General features: G+C 56.6%; 14 protein-coding genes and 1 tRNA gene. 8 read left to right on the top strand and 7 right to left on the bottom strand.

Annotation, left to right across the window (positions count from 1 at the left end; translation table 11 throughout):
* Positions 1 to 141: 141 nt before the first annotated feature.
* Positions 142 to 744: a hypothetical protein gene (locus tag QEN43_RS11010; protein ID WP_026611434.1), complete on the bottom strand. Its 603-nt coding sequence runs from the start codon at positions 742 to 744 to the stop codon at positions 142 to 144.
* 126 nt (positions 745 to 870) lie between these two features.
* On the opposite strand from QEN43_RS11010, the gene QEN43_RS11005 reads away from it, so the two are divergent.
* Together QEN43_RS11005 and QEN43_RS11000 are read left to right on the top strand one after the other, a co-directional pair.
* Entirely contained in the window at positions 871 to 2,487 is a 1,617-nt protein-coding gene (locus QEN43_RS11005; RefSeq protein ID WP_317963247.1) for a cytochrome P450, read from the top strand.
* 43 nt (positions 2,488 to 2,530) lie between these two features.
* Positions 2,531 to 4,129, top strand: coding sequence for an FAD-binding oxidoreductase (locus tag QEN43_RS11000; RefSeq protein WP_235726672.1), 1,599 nt, complete (start codon positions 2,531 to 2,533; stop codon positions 4,127 to 4,129).
* A gap of 441 nt (positions 4,130 to 4,570) precedes the next feature.
* Here the strand turns inward: QEN43_RS11000 and QEN43_RS10995 are convergent, their stop codons facing one another.
* Positions 4,571 to 5,659, bottom strand: a complete 1,089-nt coding sequence (locus QEN43_RS10995; protein WP_051331931.1) for a kinetochore Spc7 family protein — start codon at positions 5,657 to 5,659, stop codon at positions 4,571 to 4,573.
* Between the two features lie 779 nt (positions 5,660 to 6,438).
* On the opposite strand from QEN43_RS10995, the gene QEN43_RS10990 reads away from it, so the two are divergent.
* Together QEN43_RS10990 and QEN43_RS21785 are read left to right on the top strand one after the other, a co-directional pair.
* Positions 6,439 to 6,609 (top strand): hypothetical protein, encoded by a 171-nt coding sequence (locus QEN43_RS10990; RefSeq protein ID WP_202901172.1) that lies wholly within the window; start codon positions 6,439 to 6,441, stop codon positions 6,607 to 6,609.
* Positions 6,610 to 6,630: 21 nt separating this feature from the next.
* Complete coding sequence (locus QEN43_RS21785; protein WP_156912861.1) at positions 6,631 to 6,984, top strand: transposase; 354 nt, start codon at positions 6,631 to 6,633, stop codon at positions 6,982 to 6,984.
* Here QEN43_RS21785 and QEN43_RS10985 read toward each other — a convergent pair.
* Together QEN43_RS10985 and QEN43_RS10980 are read right to left on the bottom strand one after the other, a co-directional pair.
* Positions 6,883 to 8,745: a M48 family metalloprotease gene (locus QEN43_RS10985; RefSeq protein ID WP_026611436.1), complete on the bottom strand. Its 1,863-nt coding sequence runs from the start codon at positions 8,743 to 8,745 to the stop codon at positions 6,883 to 6,885. The two genes, QEN43_RS21785 and QEN43_RS10985, sit on opposite strands and share 102 nt — an antisense overlap.
* A 698-nt stretch (positions 8,746 to 9,443) precedes the next feature.
* A tRNA-Ser gene (locus QEN43_RS10980) sits at positions 9,444 to 9,536 on the bottom strand.
* A gap of 56 nt (positions 9,537 to 9,592) precedes the next feature.
* Between QEN43_RS10980 and mltF the strand changes: the two genes are divergently transcribed.
* Positions 9,593 to 11,140, top strand: a complete 1,548-nt coding sequence (gene mltF, locus QEN43_RS10975; protein ID WP_084162271.1) for a membrane-bound lytic murein transglycosylase MltF — start codon at positions 9,593 to 9,595, stop codon at positions 11,138 to 11,140.
* On the opposite strand, the gene tadA is transcribed toward mltF, so the two are convergent.
* Both tadA and blaOXA read right to left on the bottom strand, forming a co-directional pair.
* Complete coding sequence (tadA, locus tag QEN43_RS10970) at positions 11,137 to 11,589, bottom strand: tRNA adenosine(34) deaminase TadA (protein ID WP_317963246.1); 453 nt, start codon at positions 11,587 to 11,589, stop codon at positions 11,137 to 11,139. The genes mltF and tadA overlap by 4 nt on opposite strands.
* A gap of 348 nt (positions 11,590 to 11,937) precedes the next feature.
* Entirely contained in the window at positions 11,938 to 12,741 is an 804-nt protein-coding gene (gene blaOXA, locus QEN43_RS10965; protein WP_051331933.1) for a class D beta-lactamase, read from the bottom strand.
* An 89-nt stretch (positions 12,742 to 12,830) separates the two neighbouring features.
* Between blaOXA and istA the strand changes: the two genes are divergently transcribed.
* Positions 12,831 to 13,853: an IS21 family transposase gene (gene istA / locus QEN43_RS10960; protein WP_026609734.1), complete on the top strand. Its 1,023-nt coding sequence runs from the start codon at positions 12,831 to 12,833 to the stop codon at positions 13,851 to 13,853.
* Positions 13,850 to 14,632 carry an IS21-like element helper ATPase IstB gene (gene istB, locus QEN43_RS10955; RefSeq protein WP_026609733.1) on the top strand — a complete coding sequence of 261 codons (783 nt, stop codon included), beginning with the start codon at positions 13,850 to 13,852 and terminating at the stop codon, positions 14,630 to 14,632. Before istA ends, istB begins: the two co-directional genes overlap by 4 nt.
* 313 nt (positions 14,633 to 14,945) lie before the next feature.
* On the opposite strand, the gene QEN43_RS10950 is transcribed toward istB, so the two are convergent.
* A complete protein-coding gene (locus QEN43_RS10950; protein WP_202901173.1) occupies positions 14,946 to 15,545 on the bottom strand; it encodes a hypothetical protein in 600 nt (199 codons plus the stop codon).
* 415 nt (positions 15,546 to 15,960) lie between these two features.
* On the opposite strand from QEN43_RS10950, the gene QEN43_RS10945 reads away from it, so the two are divergent.
* Complete coding sequence (locus QEN43_RS10945; RefSeq protein ID WP_026611441.1) at positions 15,961 to 17,118, top strand: Fic family protein; 1,158 nt, start codon at positions 15,961 to 15,963, stop codon at positions 17,116 to 17,118.
* Positions 17,119 to 17,154 lie beyond the last annotated feature (36 nt).

Genomic DNA, 17,154 nt, shown 5'->3' with positions numbered 1-17,154 from the left:
GGTAAATTGCTGACTGGCAAAGCACGAAGACCACCTTGTATCCTTCGGGCGCTTATCGACAGCACATGGAAAAAACCCTACAACGCATTGATTGTGCGGGATGATCGTTCTCGCGTCCAGCGGCCTCTAACGAGAAGGCTGCTAAATTCCAAGCAGTACTGTGCGAGCCATAGCCATGATGCCTTTCAGTCGTTTGCCGACGTTTAGATCCGGACGAATCGGAACAACGCCAGGGAGCGGTTCGCCTCTCGCTAATTTGCGCAGCCTCTGTTTTACCGAAGGGGCCAGTTTGCCGTCGGCCGCCAGTTCCATGAACATTGCCTTGACGTTGCCGAGGTCGAAGAAATCGCGCTGCCAGCACCATTTATAGTCTCCGCCGTAACGGAACCAGGAACCGCCGATGCCGGCGACTTGGTAGTCGCTGCCGTCGTTCCGTTTCACCGGCGCGATCTGCCGCCAGAAGCCGATGACTTCGCCCTGTTTTTCGTCGATCAGGATCTTGTCGTAAGGGTAACGCCATTTCTCGAATCCCTCCATGTGCGCACCAAGCGCCCAGTCCTCGATCTGTTTTCGGCCTTTGGCGAGAAACTCGTGGTTAGGTCCCATATTCCAGCCGTATTCCGCATCCTCGGTATACATCCGTCCGAGATGCTCGGTCCAATTGCCGTCACGCTCGGCCCGACGATTGGCGGCAAGCCAGCGTTCGACCATTTCTTCCAGTTCTTCACGCGGATAAGCAGGCATTCCAATTCCTTTTGAGTCAATCCTTGAAAGAAGACGGTTTGAGGCTCACGAAAAAAATGGTTTCATGAGCATCATAATAATGCTTTTCAGTCAGCGGACGATAACGCCAAGGACCAGGAGTCGGCAATGGGCGAACGATTACTCAAGGAACCTCCGAGCCTCTCCGGGGCGCTCCCACTCGTCGGACATCTTTTCGAGTTCCGTAAGAATCCGCATGCGTTCATGATGCGGCTTCGCGAGCAATTGGGGAACGTGGCCGAGTTCAAGCTGTTCCACCAAAGCATGGTGCTGCTCACCGGTACGGAAGCCAGCGAGGCGTTCTACCGTGCACCCGACGAGGTGCTCGATCAGGGCCCCGCCTACAAGATCATGACGCCGATTTTCGGCAAGGGGGTAGTCTTCGACGCTCCCATTGTGCGAAAAAACGAGCAGCTGTCGATGCTGATGCCGGCGCTTAGGGGCAAGCCCATGCGAACCTATTCCGACATCATCGTCGATGAGGTCGAAGCCATGCTCGATCGTTGGGGCGATTCCGGCGAAATCGACCTGCTCGATTTCACCAAAGAACTGACGATCTACACGTCGAGCCATTGTCTCCTCGGCGCCGAATTCAGGTACGAACTCAACCGCGAATTTGTCGAAATCTATCACGATCTGGAACAGGCCATTCAGCCCATCGCCTACGTATTTCCCGATCTTCCGCTGCCGGTGTTCCGGCGCCGCGACAAAGCGCGGGGGAGACTCCAAGCATTGGTGTCTCGAATCATGGAAAAGCGCGCGCAGCAGTCGGCGAACCGGACCAATGTCTTCCAGATGCTGATCGACGCGCGCTACGAGGATGGGAGCAAGCTAAGTGTCCACGAGATCACCGGCATGCTGATCGCCGCCGTTTTCGCGGGCCATCACACCAGTTCCGGTACGACGGCCTGGGTGTTGATCGAATTGCTGCGTCATCCCGAACACATGCGGGCTGTCGTCTCCGAAATCGAAGAACGGTTCGGTTCGGACGGTGCGGTCGATTTCGAATCTTTGAGGCAGCTTCCCAGGCTGGAGAACGTCATCAAAGAAGTCCTGCGCCTGCATCCGCCGTTAATCATTCTGATGCGCAAGGCGATGCGAGATTTTCGCGTCAAGGACTTTGTCATCAGAGCAGGCAAGTTCGTATGCGCCTCGCCGTCCGTAACCCATAGAATCCCTGAGCTGTTCCCTGAGCCGGACCGGTTTGATCCGGACCGCTATTCCCCAGGACGCGCCGAAGATAGGGATCTTTTCGGCTGGCAGGCGTTCGGGGGCGGACGCCACAAATGTTCGGGCAACGCCTTCGCCCTGTTTCAGATCAAGGCCATCTTCTGCGTACTGCTGAGGCGTTACGAGTTCGAACTGGTGGGCGCCCCGGGCAGCTACCGGGACGATTACCGGAAAATGGTGGTCGAGCCCGCTTCGCCTTGTCTTGTCCGTTATCGGAGGCGGCAGGATTCACGCCTAAAAAAGGCCGGGAAAAGGTCTGCGAGTATACGGAAAGACTCGTTTGCCGAGCGGTTTCGAATCATTGTCGACCGGGAATTGTGTAAGGGACATGCCCATTGTATGGGCGAAGCTCCGGAACTTTTTCGGGTCGACGAAAAAGGCCGTCTCGAGGTGCTCGACGAGCGACCCGCGGCAACGCTGATCGAGAAAGCGAGAGCGGCGGAAAAGTATTGCCCCAATCGGGCGATAAGCATCGTGAACGAGTCGAAACCCTGATTCGCGGCGAGCCATGAGCAAGGACGCGACCAGAAGGGATCCCGTGAAAACGTCAGGCCGCCGTATGCCCAGTGTTACCGAACAGGTACTCACCCGCTACCGGGGACTGTTCGCGACACTCGTGCTCTTGCCCGTTTCGGTTTTGTACAAGATTTACGTTTCGCTGCGCGACCGAATCGTCTTCAGCCTGAAGATCGCACCCTTGAAATACGATCAAAAAGTACAGCGGGTGATCGAGCAAATCGAAGCATGGAAGCGGAACAGTTGCCGGGAAAAATTGTGCACGGCGCGTTCCGGCTGGAAATCGATGAGCGAGCTGGTGCCTACGTACAAACTTTCCCATCGGAAGATCGATATCGGTCTTTACGACATCCTCGAGATCGACGAAGAACGGCGCTTACTCAAGGTGGAGCCTCTGGCGACGATGGGTCGGATTTCGCGACACCTGGTACCTCGCGGATGGACCATACCCGTCGTCCCCGAATTGGACGACTTGACAGTGGGCGGATTGATCATGGGTTTCGGCGTGGAAACCAGCAGCCACAAATATGGATTGATCCAGCACATCTGCGAATCCTTCGACATCGTGACGGCCGAAGGCAAGCTGCTTCGGTGCAGTGCGTCGGAGAACCCGGACCTTTATTACCTGATTCCCTGGAGTCACGGCACATTGGGCTTTCTGGTCGCCGCCCAGCTGAGAATCATCCCCGCCAGAAAATATGTCCGACTTCACTATCGTCCGGTCTACTCACTCGACGAGATGGTCGATGTTTTTGAAGCCGAAAGCCGAGATACGGGCAAGAACGACTTCGTCGAAGGCTTGGTCTACAGCAGCGATACGGCGGTGGTCCTATGCGGCACCATGACCGACGCGGTGGAAGCCGACGGGCCGCTGAATCCTATTGGACGATGGTATAAACCCTGGTTCTACCAGCACGCTCGAACCTACCTCGCAGAAAGGAAGGAAGGGTACGAATACGTACCGCTCAGGGATTATTTCCACCGCCATACGCGAAGCTACTTCTGGACGATGGAGGACATCATCCCTTTCGGCAATCATCCGTTGTTCAGATGGCTTCTGGGATGGGCGCTGCCACCGCGCATCGAGCTCTTGAAATACACGGAAACGGAGACCACCCGAAGGCTTAGGGAAAGGCATCACGTCGTGCAGGATATCCTCATGCCGATGCGATATTTGGCGAAATCCATACGCTACCTCGACGAACATTTCGAGCTTTACCCTTTATGGCTTTGTCCCATGGCGGTCCACGAGAACGAGCGTGGGCTTGGATTCATACATCCCTTCCGAGGCGAGCACGGTTCCACGGACGAGCTTTACGTCGACGTCGGCGTGTACGGCACGCCGAAAAAAGAAAATTTCGACTACGCCTCCGCCTTGCCCTCGCTCGAAAAGTTCGTCTTGGATCATAAGGGTTACCAGGCGCTGTATGCCAAAACGACTCTGAGCCGGGAGAGCTTTAGAGCCATGTTCGATCACAAAGATTACGACAGGCTTCGGGAGCAGCTGCCTTATTGCAAGCTGGCCTTCGACGAGGTTTACGACAAGGTATCGTCAAAAGGCAGGACCTCGCCCGCCGAGCTGAGGCGTATGAAAAAGCCACGGCTGCGACGTCGCCGATGACACGGCACTTACACCGGAGTGCCAGTCAAAGGCTTTGCAGTGAGCCTTCCGGCAAGTGCATGGCAGCGGCGAGTCGTCCAAAGGCATGAACGAGAAATCTCCCGCGCTGCAGGATTGCGGGCGATTCGGGTTCACCTTAAGTCAACAGTTGCGGGCCAACAACCGGGACGACTTGCCCATCCTCGATCCCTCTTAGCAGCCGATTCCAAAACCGGTCATCATGGTATCCCCACAAAAAAGATTGAAACTTTGCACCGGCGACGTTACTTCGACGGATGTTCCTTATTAATCAGGCCAGAACCCTCCCGGTGCTTCGGGCCGCCACCCAGCCGGTTACGCTCCCGGCCGGCCTGAGCTCACGCGGCTTGTCGCCGGGCCGGGGCTTTCCTGCTCTGGATTAACCCGGCCTATATTTTTCGGCCGGGTCAATAGATCCCCGCCTTACGGGACATTGGAGTGGCTGTTGTTACCGGCTGTGCCGGTTCCGCGATCAGAGATGTCTCCAGACGGCTGCGTGGTATTTCGAGTGACGCGCTGTACGTCGTCCTTTTGGGCGAGGACCGATCTCAGATGCAACAGTCTATTGAGCACGCTGTACCAGAAGGGCGCGCCGAGGCTTAGCAGCAGAATGGAGACGATCAGACCCGGGGGGTTCACATTTTGCCAGTTGTCATACCAGAGTTTGATGGACGCAGGAGGCAGTATCACGCCCTGTTTGGCCAGAAAGGTCAAATAATGCCTTTGGGTTTCGACTGCTGTAGGTGTGAGCGCAGCGGTGTGGTCCCCCACGCTGGCTACGACGGCCTGCACCTGATGAACCTTCATCGCCTCCTCAACAAATGCAGCTCTCATGGCGTCGTCCATGGCGAACCGGTTAATCAGCGTCACGGTATCCAGCTGCAACACGACCGCTACGATGGTCGCACTGATGAAAGTCCAACCACGGGCGCTGAAGGTGAAACGTTCTCTGACCCGATCGATGACCGAATCAAACTGCAAGTTGATTTTCGCCAAAAATTGACTGGCGGCTTCTTGTAACAGGGCGATATTCTGGCGAACGTCATGGGCGAGTTCGGGATTTGATTTTTCCAGAGTCAGCGCAGCCATATGGACTTTTTTAAGCGTTTCGTCCGGATTCGTAATACCGTTATTCGCCATCACGTCCTTTAACGTCTTGATCGCCATCTGTTGGAGCTCCGTCAACGTCTCGTCCTTTGGATCGCGCCCGGCGAGATCCAGCAACATCTTGGTGAGCTCCTCGCGGTGGATGACCTCGCCTAAGCGGATCGAACCGAAGATCTTACCGCCGTTGAGAATTGGATTGCGGAGAATCATCTTCGCGATTTCCTCCGCGTAGCGCCGCTTCATGCCGGGGTCGAGTTGCTCGAGCAAGTCCACAAGGCCGGCCAGTAAGTGCTTTCCGCGGCTTTGGCGTAAAGCCAGCATGGCCTGGGTCAGCAAAGTCACTGCCATGCTGACAATCAGCATGACGACGGAAAGCCCGATCAGAATATCGACCGATTTGAGCATGATGGCACCCCCTCCAGTTTTGAAATTCGGGATTTGCGAAAAAAGTTCTGAGCTCTTTCATCCTTGGGAAAAAGGAGCAAGAGGCATGAGTCCTGTTGTTGTTCTGGGCCGAATCAGCTTGCTTTAGCGCATTTGTACAATCCATTCACCGAATAGGGCGTTCGGCTTGAAGCGCCTTCGCGATCATTTGTTCCATTATCATTTCGCGAACCCGCCGTGCCCGGCTCTTCATGTCACACTTTTGGCGCTCCCGCAAGGTACTATTTCACTGTCACTGGAAGATTGAGTGTGCCCACGGGTAGCTAGCCTGCTTGGCGAAGGTGAAGATGGTTAATCAGTTGTGGCAAGCGCAGGCGGGTGACTGCCTTTGGAGTTGGATATCGCCATGGAGCAGACGGCGCAGCTGTTGGGCGTTTCAGAAGGCAGGGCTTGCCAGTTGCGGACCCGCTTTATCCGTAATGTGGCCGGTTGGACGAAGACGGACCTGGGCACGGCGGACGACGGCGCGCGAACCTCTCGCGTGAGGAGCAAGCCGCGTTCCTCGCACCGTTGTCATGGTTGGCGCAAACTGGCGCCGGATCAGCGGCCCCCGAAAAGCGATCCGAATACGCAGAAGGGCTGGAAAAAAATTCCCCGAAGTTCCCGCCGAATTCGACCGGCAGTGGCAGGGGGAAGGTCCGATTCGGCTAATGTTCCAGAACGAGGCGCGGCTTAGCCGGATCGCCGATGTCCTCCGCTGCTGGTGTTCCAAGCCCCTCCGGCCGGTTTGCCAGGCGATCATGACACAAGAAGACACTTATGCCTATGGCGCCGTGTCGGTGCTGGACGGTGTCCTGGACACGTTGATCTTGCCGCGTGTCAACAGGGCGTGCATGCCGTTGTTCTTGGATGAGATGCCTGCCCGCCATTCCCACGATCGCATCGTCATGTTGATCGACGATGCCGGTTAGCATCACAGCGAATCGCTCAGATTGCAAAACAATCTGCGCCTGTTGTCGCTGCCGCCCTATGCGCCTGAACTCGACCCGGTTGAGCACCTATGGGATGAACTTCGCGAGAAGGCGTTTTACTTCCTGGTCTTCGATAGCATGGATGCCCTAGCCCGGATATTTCATCAACTCCCTCTCGCGGGCACTCCATCACCGCCTTATCTTGGATTGTTAATGCACCATGGATTGAAAAATGGAATAACCGCTGGCCTGAGCGCTTGTGCGGGAATGGAATCACAGAATCCTTGCTCCACGTATCCGCCGAAACTTCCTGCCAAACCGACAATTCGCACCTTCCACATTCATGATCAACGTCTCGCCCGGGAAAGGCACTGATTCCTGAATCTGGCGCAAGACTTCCATCGCACGCCGCTTGCTGTGCAGCTGAAAAAAACCGGTGACGCGATAACCCAACACATAGCAAGGCAGATGTGCGAGATGTTTGACGCGCTTTCTTACTAGGTAAGCCTTGCGCAAGCCCGGTATAGCCATTAAGGCAGCGCGCAGTTCATTAACGACGTCCTCTGAAAGCCCATGATGCTCGAATCGATCGCCCAACCATAGTTTGTTTCGCTCCTCAATGGCGGCCTCCAGTAACTGCGAACGTTCGACCATACGCTGGAGCCAGGCATGAGCCTCTTCCTTGCTACCGTTACGCCAGTAGTAGTCACGCAGCTGCTCGCAGCCGTTCACGATCAAGTTCTCATCGAGACCCATGGCGTGTTCGATCAACGCACAGCCACTGGCATCATCACGACTCAGCAAGCAAACGCCTAACCCAAAGCAGGCCAGTGCATGGTCAGGGGCGCGTTCATACAGAGCTCGGAACTGGGCCAAGGCAGCATCGACATCATTGCCGATGGTTTCGGTCAGTCTTGCGCGATCGTATGCCTCCTGCACGGTCAGTTCGGACCCTGCCTCGACTCGCGCGTTTAATTCGGCCAGTTGTCGGCGGTCGTCCTGAACCTTCCGGTAGCGCTCCTCCCAGGAAGGCAAGATGTCGCTCGTCCAACGTCGGTCGAAGCTCTCGGTAATCGCTTGCAGCGCGTCACCGAGGAGTCGGTCGGCCGCCTGGCCCATGGCCGGAAGGACCAGGCGCGGGGGCACGCCGATCGCCTTGAGACGATCACTCAGTGCGGGGTGGGTATCCGCCAAGTCCGTTGGTCGGGCCATCGCCCGATCCAGCCACGCTTGGACCGATACCGCGTCCAGTTCCGTAGCAACCCGCTGGCCTAGGCCGAAATAGGGCGCAAAGCCGGGTTGCGGCTGTTCGTCGGCTTGTTTATAGATCTGTGGCCAGTATCGCTCGGCCAAATAGCTGCCGACGACGTTGACGCTGGTGAGGGCCTCGGCCACTGCCTGCGGCGAAGTCAGCCGGGCGGACGTGGCATCGGCCTCGTATTCGTTTGCCCGGGCCATAGGGAAAGAATAGGCATTAAAGTAGGGCGCGAACCAGGCCAGAAAGGGCTTGAAGAGAAAACTGCCCTTGCTCTGGGTAGCGTCCAGAACGGCCAGAAGGCTCTCCCAACGCGCGCGCTGACGGTAGATCCAATTCGACATGCGCCCGTGCCCCTTGGCGAGATGACCGAATTCATGCGCGAGCACGGCCTTGAACTGCTCCTTGTTCAAGGTTTTTATGAGGGGCAAGCCGATGAGCAGGTAGTTTCGAGGCCAGCCAAAGATGCCGAGGCGCGGCGATTGCACCACGCCGGCGTTGAAATCGTCGGTGATCAGAACATGGTGAAAGCGTGGCGCGCTCAACTGGCGGCGCAACCCTTCGATCATGGCGAACAGCTCAGGCGCCTCCCGAGGTTTGATTTCGGCGCCTTCCGGTGGGTCCATCTTCACCCATAGCGCCTTGACGATCATCCAGAGGAAGAGTCCGACGAGGATGATCAGCTTTACGGCAAGAGCCTTGAGCACCATGATCGATGCAATCAGCACCGCCATCAGCGCAATCATCAACAACAGCATCGCACCGACATAGGCGTTGCCAAGCATCGCCAGCAGGAACACTTTGAGGCGATAACGACCCGGCTTGCTCTGCGCTTGATGCTCGAGTCTGCCGACCAGAGCTTCGAACTGTTCGTTAGTCATCGAACCTCCTGGCTAATACGCAGACCGATATGAGCAAGCAGTGCTCCTTCGTAGCTTGTGGCCGTAGGGCGCCGGTAGTGGTCGTCCATCGCGGGTAGGATCTGAACGCTAAAGCCTAGGCGCTGAAATTCCCATCACTTAATGGACCAAGTATTGGGGCTTCAATGCCATCAACGCTCATTTTTGAATGTCTCTCCCGAGGGATTAAGAAGAATGTTCGATAGCAGGGCCATTCCGAACCGATCAGATAATCGGAGAGAACGAATCCGTTACCCCTGGGCGACATATTGTCTATGAAGCGCAGGTTAGCCGCCTGTAAGCAGAGGCTTATTTTGGTGTCAGCAATGGATTACAGCGTAACGCGTGTTTCGGACACCTTCCATGGGGGCATGAATTCCAGCCGTTGGCTGTCCGATACATGAAGGCATGGCATCCGAATGGCTCCGGCAATGCCCGATGGGCGTTACGCCGTACGGGTTGTCCCGAAAAGTCCGGGAAAGAGGTTTCGCAAGCGATTAAGGCTATTTAAGGTGTCGATTCCCCAGAATGATCCGCTTGGGGCCTCGTTGCGTGCGCCTGAACCGGGCGGAAGTGGTTGTCCCGATTGTTTCAAAAGCGCCGCACGGTGATTGAAGTCTTATACTACGGCAAAGGAAGGAGGTTGACTGGCCTGGCGATAGAATTGTAAATCTTTGATTTGGCGGAGAGGGAGGGATTCGAACCCTCGTGGGACATTTCTGCCCCCATCCGATTTCGAGTCGGCGCCGTTATGACCGCTTCGGTACCTCTCCCCGGAAAAGGCTGATATGATACGACACTCTCGTTGAGAACTAAATGGTGGGGGGCGATGAATTTGTGCAAAGTCATGCCCTTCGGTCTAAACCTGAAAGACACCTTGGGCCGAAGTTTAGATCACGCGATAACTGTAGACGAAAAAAGAAAATTTATAAGGGGGCAACAAGAAAAATCACTGTTTAAGGAATCCAGACTTCTCAATTTCCTCGCTTACCTTTTCATCGCAGCTTCTTTTTCGGGATGTACCCAAGAAACATCCCAACCGCTCACCCAGTTGAAACGGATCAAGCAATCCGGTGAACTGCGGGTCGTCACCCGTTATGGACCTTCCACTTATTACGAAAGCATCAACGGCGCGGTAGGTTTAGAGCATGATTTGGCCGAGCTTTTTGCCAAGCGGCTCGACGTCAAAGTCAAATTTATCGTGGCGGATTCGGTCAAACAGGCAATACAAACGCTCACCGAGGGAAAGGCGGATATCGCGGCAGCCGGGTTGTTGGTCGACGAAACGAGAAAAACGAAACTGCGCTTTGCACCACCTTATCGGACTCTTTCTGAACAAGTCTTATACAGCGATAGTCGTCCGCGTCCGAAAAGCATTGCCGATTTGGCCGACGGGGTACTGGAAGTTTCAGCGGGGAGCGGCCATTTGAGCACCCTGAAGGCCCAAAAACGGAAATATCGTCAGCTCAATTGGCGCGTCAATTTTGATCAAGACGTTCACGAACTCCTGTTTCTCGTCAGCAAAGGACTGGTCGATTACACGGTTGCCAATTCGGATCAGGCGCTGATCATGCGTCGCTTTTATCCAAACCTGCGTGTTGCCTTCGATATCGGCAAACCCCGGGAACTCGCCTGGGCTTTGCCCATGTCGGAGGATGGCAGCCTGTACGACGAGACTGTCCGCTTCTTTGAGGAGGTGAAGGAGAACAAGACGCTCGACCAATTAGTTGATCGCTATTACGGCCATGCGGAAGCATTCGATGCGGCTTTGGACAGTTCGTTGCGTCGCGATTATGTGACTCGTCTGCCTAAGTACAAGCGCCTGTTCGTGCAGGCGGCCAAGCGCTATGACCTCGACTGGCGACTTCTGGCGGCTATTGCCTATCAGGAGTCCAAATGGCGTAGCACGGCTGTTTCGGCTGAAGGGGTGCGTGGTCTGATGATGTTGACCGGAGTCACCGCCAAGGAATTGAAGGTAAAAGACCGATTCAATCCCGCTCAAAGCATTTGGGGTGGCGCATCTTATTTTCGGCAGACCTTGGCGAATATTCCGCCGCAGGTCGAGGATCCGGATCGCACCTGGTACGCCTTGGCCGCCTACAACCTTGGGTACGGCCATATCGAGGACGCCAGGAATCTGGTTGTAAAACGCGGTGGCGATCCCGATAAGTGGATCGAGATCAAGAAAGTGCTGCCCTTGCTCAGTAAGCCTCGCTGGTATCGGAAGACCAAGTACGGCAAAGCCCGCGGCGCTGTGGCGGTTCATTACGTCAACAGCATACGGCGGTACTACGATCTTCTGGTTTGGCTTACCGAAGAGAGCAAGGTCGGCACGATGGCCATGGTACCGGAAAAATCCAGCGAGGCAGGAGCTTAGCGTCTTTCCTGGAAGAACTGCCTGAGGAGGAGGCCGCAGTCCTCCTCCAGGACGCCGCCACGGTATTCGACCTTATGGTTGAGAAACTCGGTATTGGCGAGTTGCAACGCGCTGCAAACGGCGCCCCGTTTGGGATCCGGGGCGCCGAACACGAGCCGCTTTACGCGCGCGTGAACGATCGCGCCCATGCACATCACGCAGGGTTCCAGGGTCACGTAAAGAACGGTATCGACCAGCCGATAATTGCCTAGCCGCGCGCCTGCGGCCCTGAGCGCCACGATTTCCGCATGGGCGGTAGGATCGTTGGTGCCTATGGGACAATTCCAGCCTTCAGCGATCAGGACATCGTCCTTTACCAATACCGCGCCCACAGGCACTTCGCCCATGCTGCTGGCCTTTTCGGCAAGTAATAGGGCATGGCGCATCCAATCTTCATCACTCGGTATCATGGCCAGGCGATATTTTCACTCTATTAAGGAAGCTCTGAATAAGCCCTCTCCCTTTGGGAGAGGGTTGGGTGAGGGCTTTTTAGATCAATCAGTTGCACAGGTCGCTTCTCCCACTGGAGATTAAATCAGAGCTTCCTTAAATGGATGTAACGCGGGGGCACTTCTTGCCCTTTCATGTTGCTAAACCGCCTCGAAGGTCTCGTATAGGTTACTACGGACGGTAGAGAAGTCTTGCCTGCATCGACTAAGTCAGAAAGCTCGGCGCAGGGACAGTCATCGCACTAAATTTAACGCAGTGCGTGGTTGCGGTCTTCCGCCCCTGGTCTGCTTCCCGACTCTTGTAGTCTTTCAATGTGGCAGATAGCCCAGGTTCGTCAGGATTTGCCGTGTGATCGTAACGCGAGGTTCCCGGATCGCTGCGAAATTATCGCCGTCCACGTTCGTAGCGAAGAAATACACGTTCCCCCTGGTTTCCAAATAGCCCACGAACCAGCCCAGATACTTACCATCGCCGCGTGGCCCACCGCCCGTTTTGCCGCTCAATGTATATTCCGGCGTTTTTTCGAGAACCAGAATGTCCTTGACGATCTTCACCGAACGCTGTGAAACCGGCAGCTTTTCAGCATAAAACCGTTTGAGAAACGCCACCTGTTCGTTCGCCGAAATCGCCAAACTGCTGTTGAGCCAGAAACGATCGATGCCTCCGGAGATGTCCTGGTTGCCGTAGCGCAATGCCTGAACCATCTTCTTCATTCGCGCCTCGCCAACCCGCTTGGCCAATTCTCTGTAGTACCAGACGACGGAGTATTTGATGGCCGAGCGCAAATCGTGATCGCGGTTCCATTCTTCACTCATGGCTTCCTCCGGCGGATATTGCTGGCGATCCCACGGGATGACGAAATCGGCATTAGGGATCACGCCCGTTTCCAGCCCGATCAGCGAATTTGGAATTTTGAACGTTGAATGCGGAGTAAAACGCTGTTTGCAGCGCACGGGGTTGTAGCGTAGGTAACGGTCGTTCTTCAGATCGTAAAGAACAAACGCTCCAGGGGTATTTTTAAAAAACTTGCTCAAATCCGACGCATCGCCCAGCGCAACAGCGGCGCAAAGACAGAGCGATGCGAGCAGGCAAAATCGTTTCAGAATGTCCATGTATGTCACCGCCGATGTAAAAATGACCCCTGACACCGAAGTAAATTTGACCCCTTGGGGGAAAATGGCGGCTTTTTTGAGCCGCGGAAATGTTGACTCAGGAGCAGTCAGTGGAGATCAAAGTATTGGCCCGACAGGGCCATGGCATCAAAGCCATCGCGCGGGAGCTGGGCGTCTCGCGCAACACGGTACGCAAGTACCTGCGCAGCGAAAGCGCGTTGCCCCGGTACCGGCTGCGGGCGCCCCGCCCCTGCAAGTTGGATCCCTTCAAAGCCTATCTGCAGCAACGCATCGAGGCGGCACGTCCGCATTGGATTCCGGCCACGGTGCTGCTGCGAGAGCTTCGTGAACGGGGCTATGCAGGCGGCATCAGCCAGCTCAAGGCGTATCTCGCCCCCTTCAAACGGCGACCGGAAGAACCGGTGGTCCGCTTTGAAACCCCACCGGGCCGCCAGATGCAGGCCGATTTCACGACGATCCGGCGGGGGCGCGATCCGCTCAAAGCCTTCGTGGCCACGCTGGGGTTCAGTCGCGCCACGTTCGTGCGCTTTTCCGACCGCGAGGACAGCGCGGCCTGGTTGACGGGGCTGCGCGAGGCCCTCCACTACTTCGGCGGGGTGCCCGAAGAGGTGCTGTTCGACAATGCCGGCGCCATCATCACCGAACGGGACGCCTACGGTGAAGGCCGGCACCGCTGGCACCCGGCCCTGTACGCGCTGGCCGGGGCGTATGGCTTCCGGCCCAAGGTCTGCCGGCCGTACCGGGCCCAAACCAAGGGCAAGGTGGAGCGCTTCAACGGATACCTGAAAGCCAGCTTCATCACGCCACTGGCGGCCACGCTCAAGAGCGCCGGCTTGACACTCGATGTCGAGACCGCCAATGCCCAGATCGGCCCCTGGCTCGATCAGGTGGCGCATCAACGGGTGCACGGCACCACCGGCGTACAGCCCGCGGTGCGATTGGCCGAAGAGCGCCTCGCCCTGCGGCCGTTGCCGGTTCAGGCACCCCAAGGCTTGCCGGCACCCCAGCGGCACGTTGGCCGCGTCTTGCCCCATGACAGCCTGCAACATCCCCTGTCGGTGTACGACCAGTTGCTGGAGGTGACGGCATGAATCTGCAGCACGCCCGGATTACCGAACTCAGCCAAAGCCTGAAGCTCGAGCGGATCGGGTCGGACTGGCCCCACCTGGCCCAGCAGGCCGCCGATCGCGAGGAGAGCTTTGCCGACTTCCTCGAGAAACTGCTCATCGCCGAGGCCAAGGCCCGCGCCGAACGCACCCGGCAGACCTTGCTCAAGATGGCCACCTTGCCGGTCGTGAAGACTTTGGAGCAGTACGACTTTGCTTTCTCCTTGGGAGCGCCCCGGGCCCAGCTCCAGGAACTGGCGGGTTTGAGCTTTATCGAGCGCACCGAGAACATCGTCCTGCTCGGCCCCAGCGGGGTTGGTAAAACCCATCTGGCGATCGCCTTGGCCTACCGCGCGGTGATGGCCGGCCTCAAGACACGCTTCGTCACCGCCGCCGATCTGATGTTGCAACTCACCGCCGCACACCGCCAGGAGCGTCTCAAGGAGTACTTCAACCGGGTCGTGATGGCGCCCAGGCTGTTGGTCATCGATGAGATCGGCTATCTGCCGCTCGGACGTGACGAAGCGAATCTCTTCTTCAACGTCGTCGCCAAGCGCTACGAGCGCGGCAGCCTGATTCTCACCAGCAACCTGCCGTTCACCCAGTGGGCGGGCACCTTTGCCGATGATCAGACCCTGACGGCCGCGATGCTGGATCGGCTCCTGCATCACGCCCACATCGTGCAAATCACCGGCGACAGTTACCGATTGAAGGACAAGCGCAAGGCAGGAACAACCCCGCCGCAGACAGCGGCCGTCGAATAACTTTTGGGCCTCAAGGGGTCAATTTTACTTCGGCGATAAACCCTCAAAAGGGGTCACTTTTCAGTCGGCGTTGACACATGTATCCTATCGCAACTCTACGCAGCCACGTGTGCCGCCGACATGGCCGCGAGTGTGCCCCCCCGCTGTCCCCCGTGCGCTGGGAGACCGAGGGCAGCGATTGCGGGTAGGATATTTGACCCTCGCCAGCGTCGACGAGCGAGCTCGATCTCCTGCCTTGCACGACCGAGCCTTGCTCAGCTCCTAGAAAACGACAGAACTCGGGGTTGGTTACCTCCGCTGCCCTGTATTCGTGCTAGGCGGCGCGCCAGCAAAGATAGACTATCAAGATAGCGGCTATGCCAAGGTCGGAAACCATCGCAACGATTTCGGGCCGGGTTGAAGCGCGGTTCCTGACATGCTGTATGCCTGCAAGGGCGTAGAAGATTGCACCCGCCAACGCCAAGCCGTCGATCCATGCAGGGAAGTATAAGCTCGCAATTGCCGTAGTACCGATGGCGAGATTTCCGAATCCGATTTCCAAAACAAGTTTGCTGGCTCTCGGATCGTCAATCTCAAAAATGTCTTTCGCCGTAAAAGACGGCTTGAACAACTGGTGAGCTCCAGCCGCGACCAGTCTCCATCCGACGCCCCAATGGACGAACCATTTCCCGATCGAGGCCATGAGCTCGGCGGTACCGAAAACCGTGTCCCATACGATGGAGATGACTGGAAGAATGAGCATGAACAATAGAACGACAAGCAGTTGCAGCATTGTTGTTGTTCCCCCGGGTAAGGACGAAGTACCTTTTTCGATTTCTGGAAGCATCCGTTGATGCGGGCATAAAGATTCAGTGGGCAGTTTCACGAATGCGGGCCGCTGTTGAAACTCCTGCCCGACAATGGTTTCTGTCAATCCTTGCAGCCACGAAATTGAGGGACATGCGGACTGATCGGCCTTACATTACAGCTTTCGGGGGACATGCCACTGAAGGTTCGACTCTCGACATTCAGACACCGCATGATCGCTTGAGCCTTCTCGATCATTCTAAGGTTTTCCACTACCTAAGGTTTTCCACTACGGGTAAATGATTTCCGCAGTGCCAATTATGCCGTATAAACAAAGTGGAAACGCTCTTAAAGCCACCTGCTGGATGGTTCAGGCCCAGGCTGAAAGGTTGCTAGAGGAGATCATTGGCCGAGTAAGCCCAAATGGCTAATGAAAGTTAGGTTTACGATGGAGCGATTGACTTCTCTATAATAAAGCGTTGCTTTACTATGGTTTGGGGAGAAATCGCTTAAGAAAGCGAAGGCAACTAATGGACAAGGATATGAAAGCCGATTCCGGGGCAGCAAGGGCGGGCCTGTACATGCGCCAGTTAAGCGGCTACCGGGCGTTCATCCCTGCACCTTTGCCTCCTGTTCCGCCCATCCGCATTAATGCCCCGCTCATGGCTGCTCTTTCCCAGGCCGACCGCGCCCTCGGCCGACTCGACGGGTCGATTCATACACTGCCCCACCCAGATCTGTTCGTCGCCATGTACGTTCGCAAGGAAGCGGTGCTTTCCAGTCAGATCGAAGGTACGCAAAGTTCGTTGCAGGATGTACTGGCTGCCGAGGCGAAAATACTCACTCCCGGCTTGCCGGCTGATGTGGATGAGGTTCTCAACTACGTTGCTGCCATGAACTATGGACTGGACCGGCTCCGTGAGTTGCCCGTCTCCACTCGTCTCATTCGTGAGATCCATAAGCGGCTGCTCCACAACGTGCGGGGTGGCAATCTTACCCCCGGTGAGTTGCGCCGTACCCAGAACTGGATTGGCCCCAGGGGTTGTACCATCAATGAGGCCACTTTCGTTCCCCCGCCGCCCGACGTGGTGCCTCAAGCGATGGCCGATCTAGAAAAGTTTCTCCACAGCGAGTCCGACTTGCCGTTGTTGATCCGCATCGGGCTGGCACACGCCCAGTTCGAGACCATTCACCCCTTTCTCGATGGCAATGGCCGCGTGGGGCGCCTACTTATCACCTTACTCCTGTGCGAGCAAAAAGCATTGACCAGGCCCGTTTTGTACCTATCCCACTACTTCAAACGCCGCCGCCAGGCATACTACGACCATCTACAGGCAGTCCGCGACGAGGGCGCCTGGGAGCGATGGCTCCACTTTTTCCTGAGAGGTGTTTACGAGGTTAGCCAACAGGCTACGGAAACGGCTCGGCGCATCCTTTCCTTGCGTGAGCAGCATCGCGATTTGATCACCGCCGAACTAGGGCGCAGCGCGGCCAACGGCCATCGGGTTCTGGAATACCTATACCGGTCGCCTATCATCACCGTCGCCAGGGTGCGCGACTTGATCGGTGTGACCAGTCCGGCCGCCAACGAGCTGGTGGCCCGCTTCCAGGAGCACGGTATCCTCCACGAGATCACCGGCCAAAAACGTAACCGCCGTTTCGCCTACCAGAGCTATATCGACCTTTTCCACACCGACTAAAACGAGGATGCGTCAGGTATGACGCACGAGGTCAAG

The sequence above is a fragment of the Methylocaldum szegediense genome, assembly GCF_949769195.1.
Lineage (GTDB): Bacteria > Pseudomonadota > Gammaproteobacteria > Methylococcales > Methylococcaceae > Methylocaldum > Methylocaldum szegediense.
This window is presented reverse-complemented; position numbering and strand designations above follow the sequence as displayed.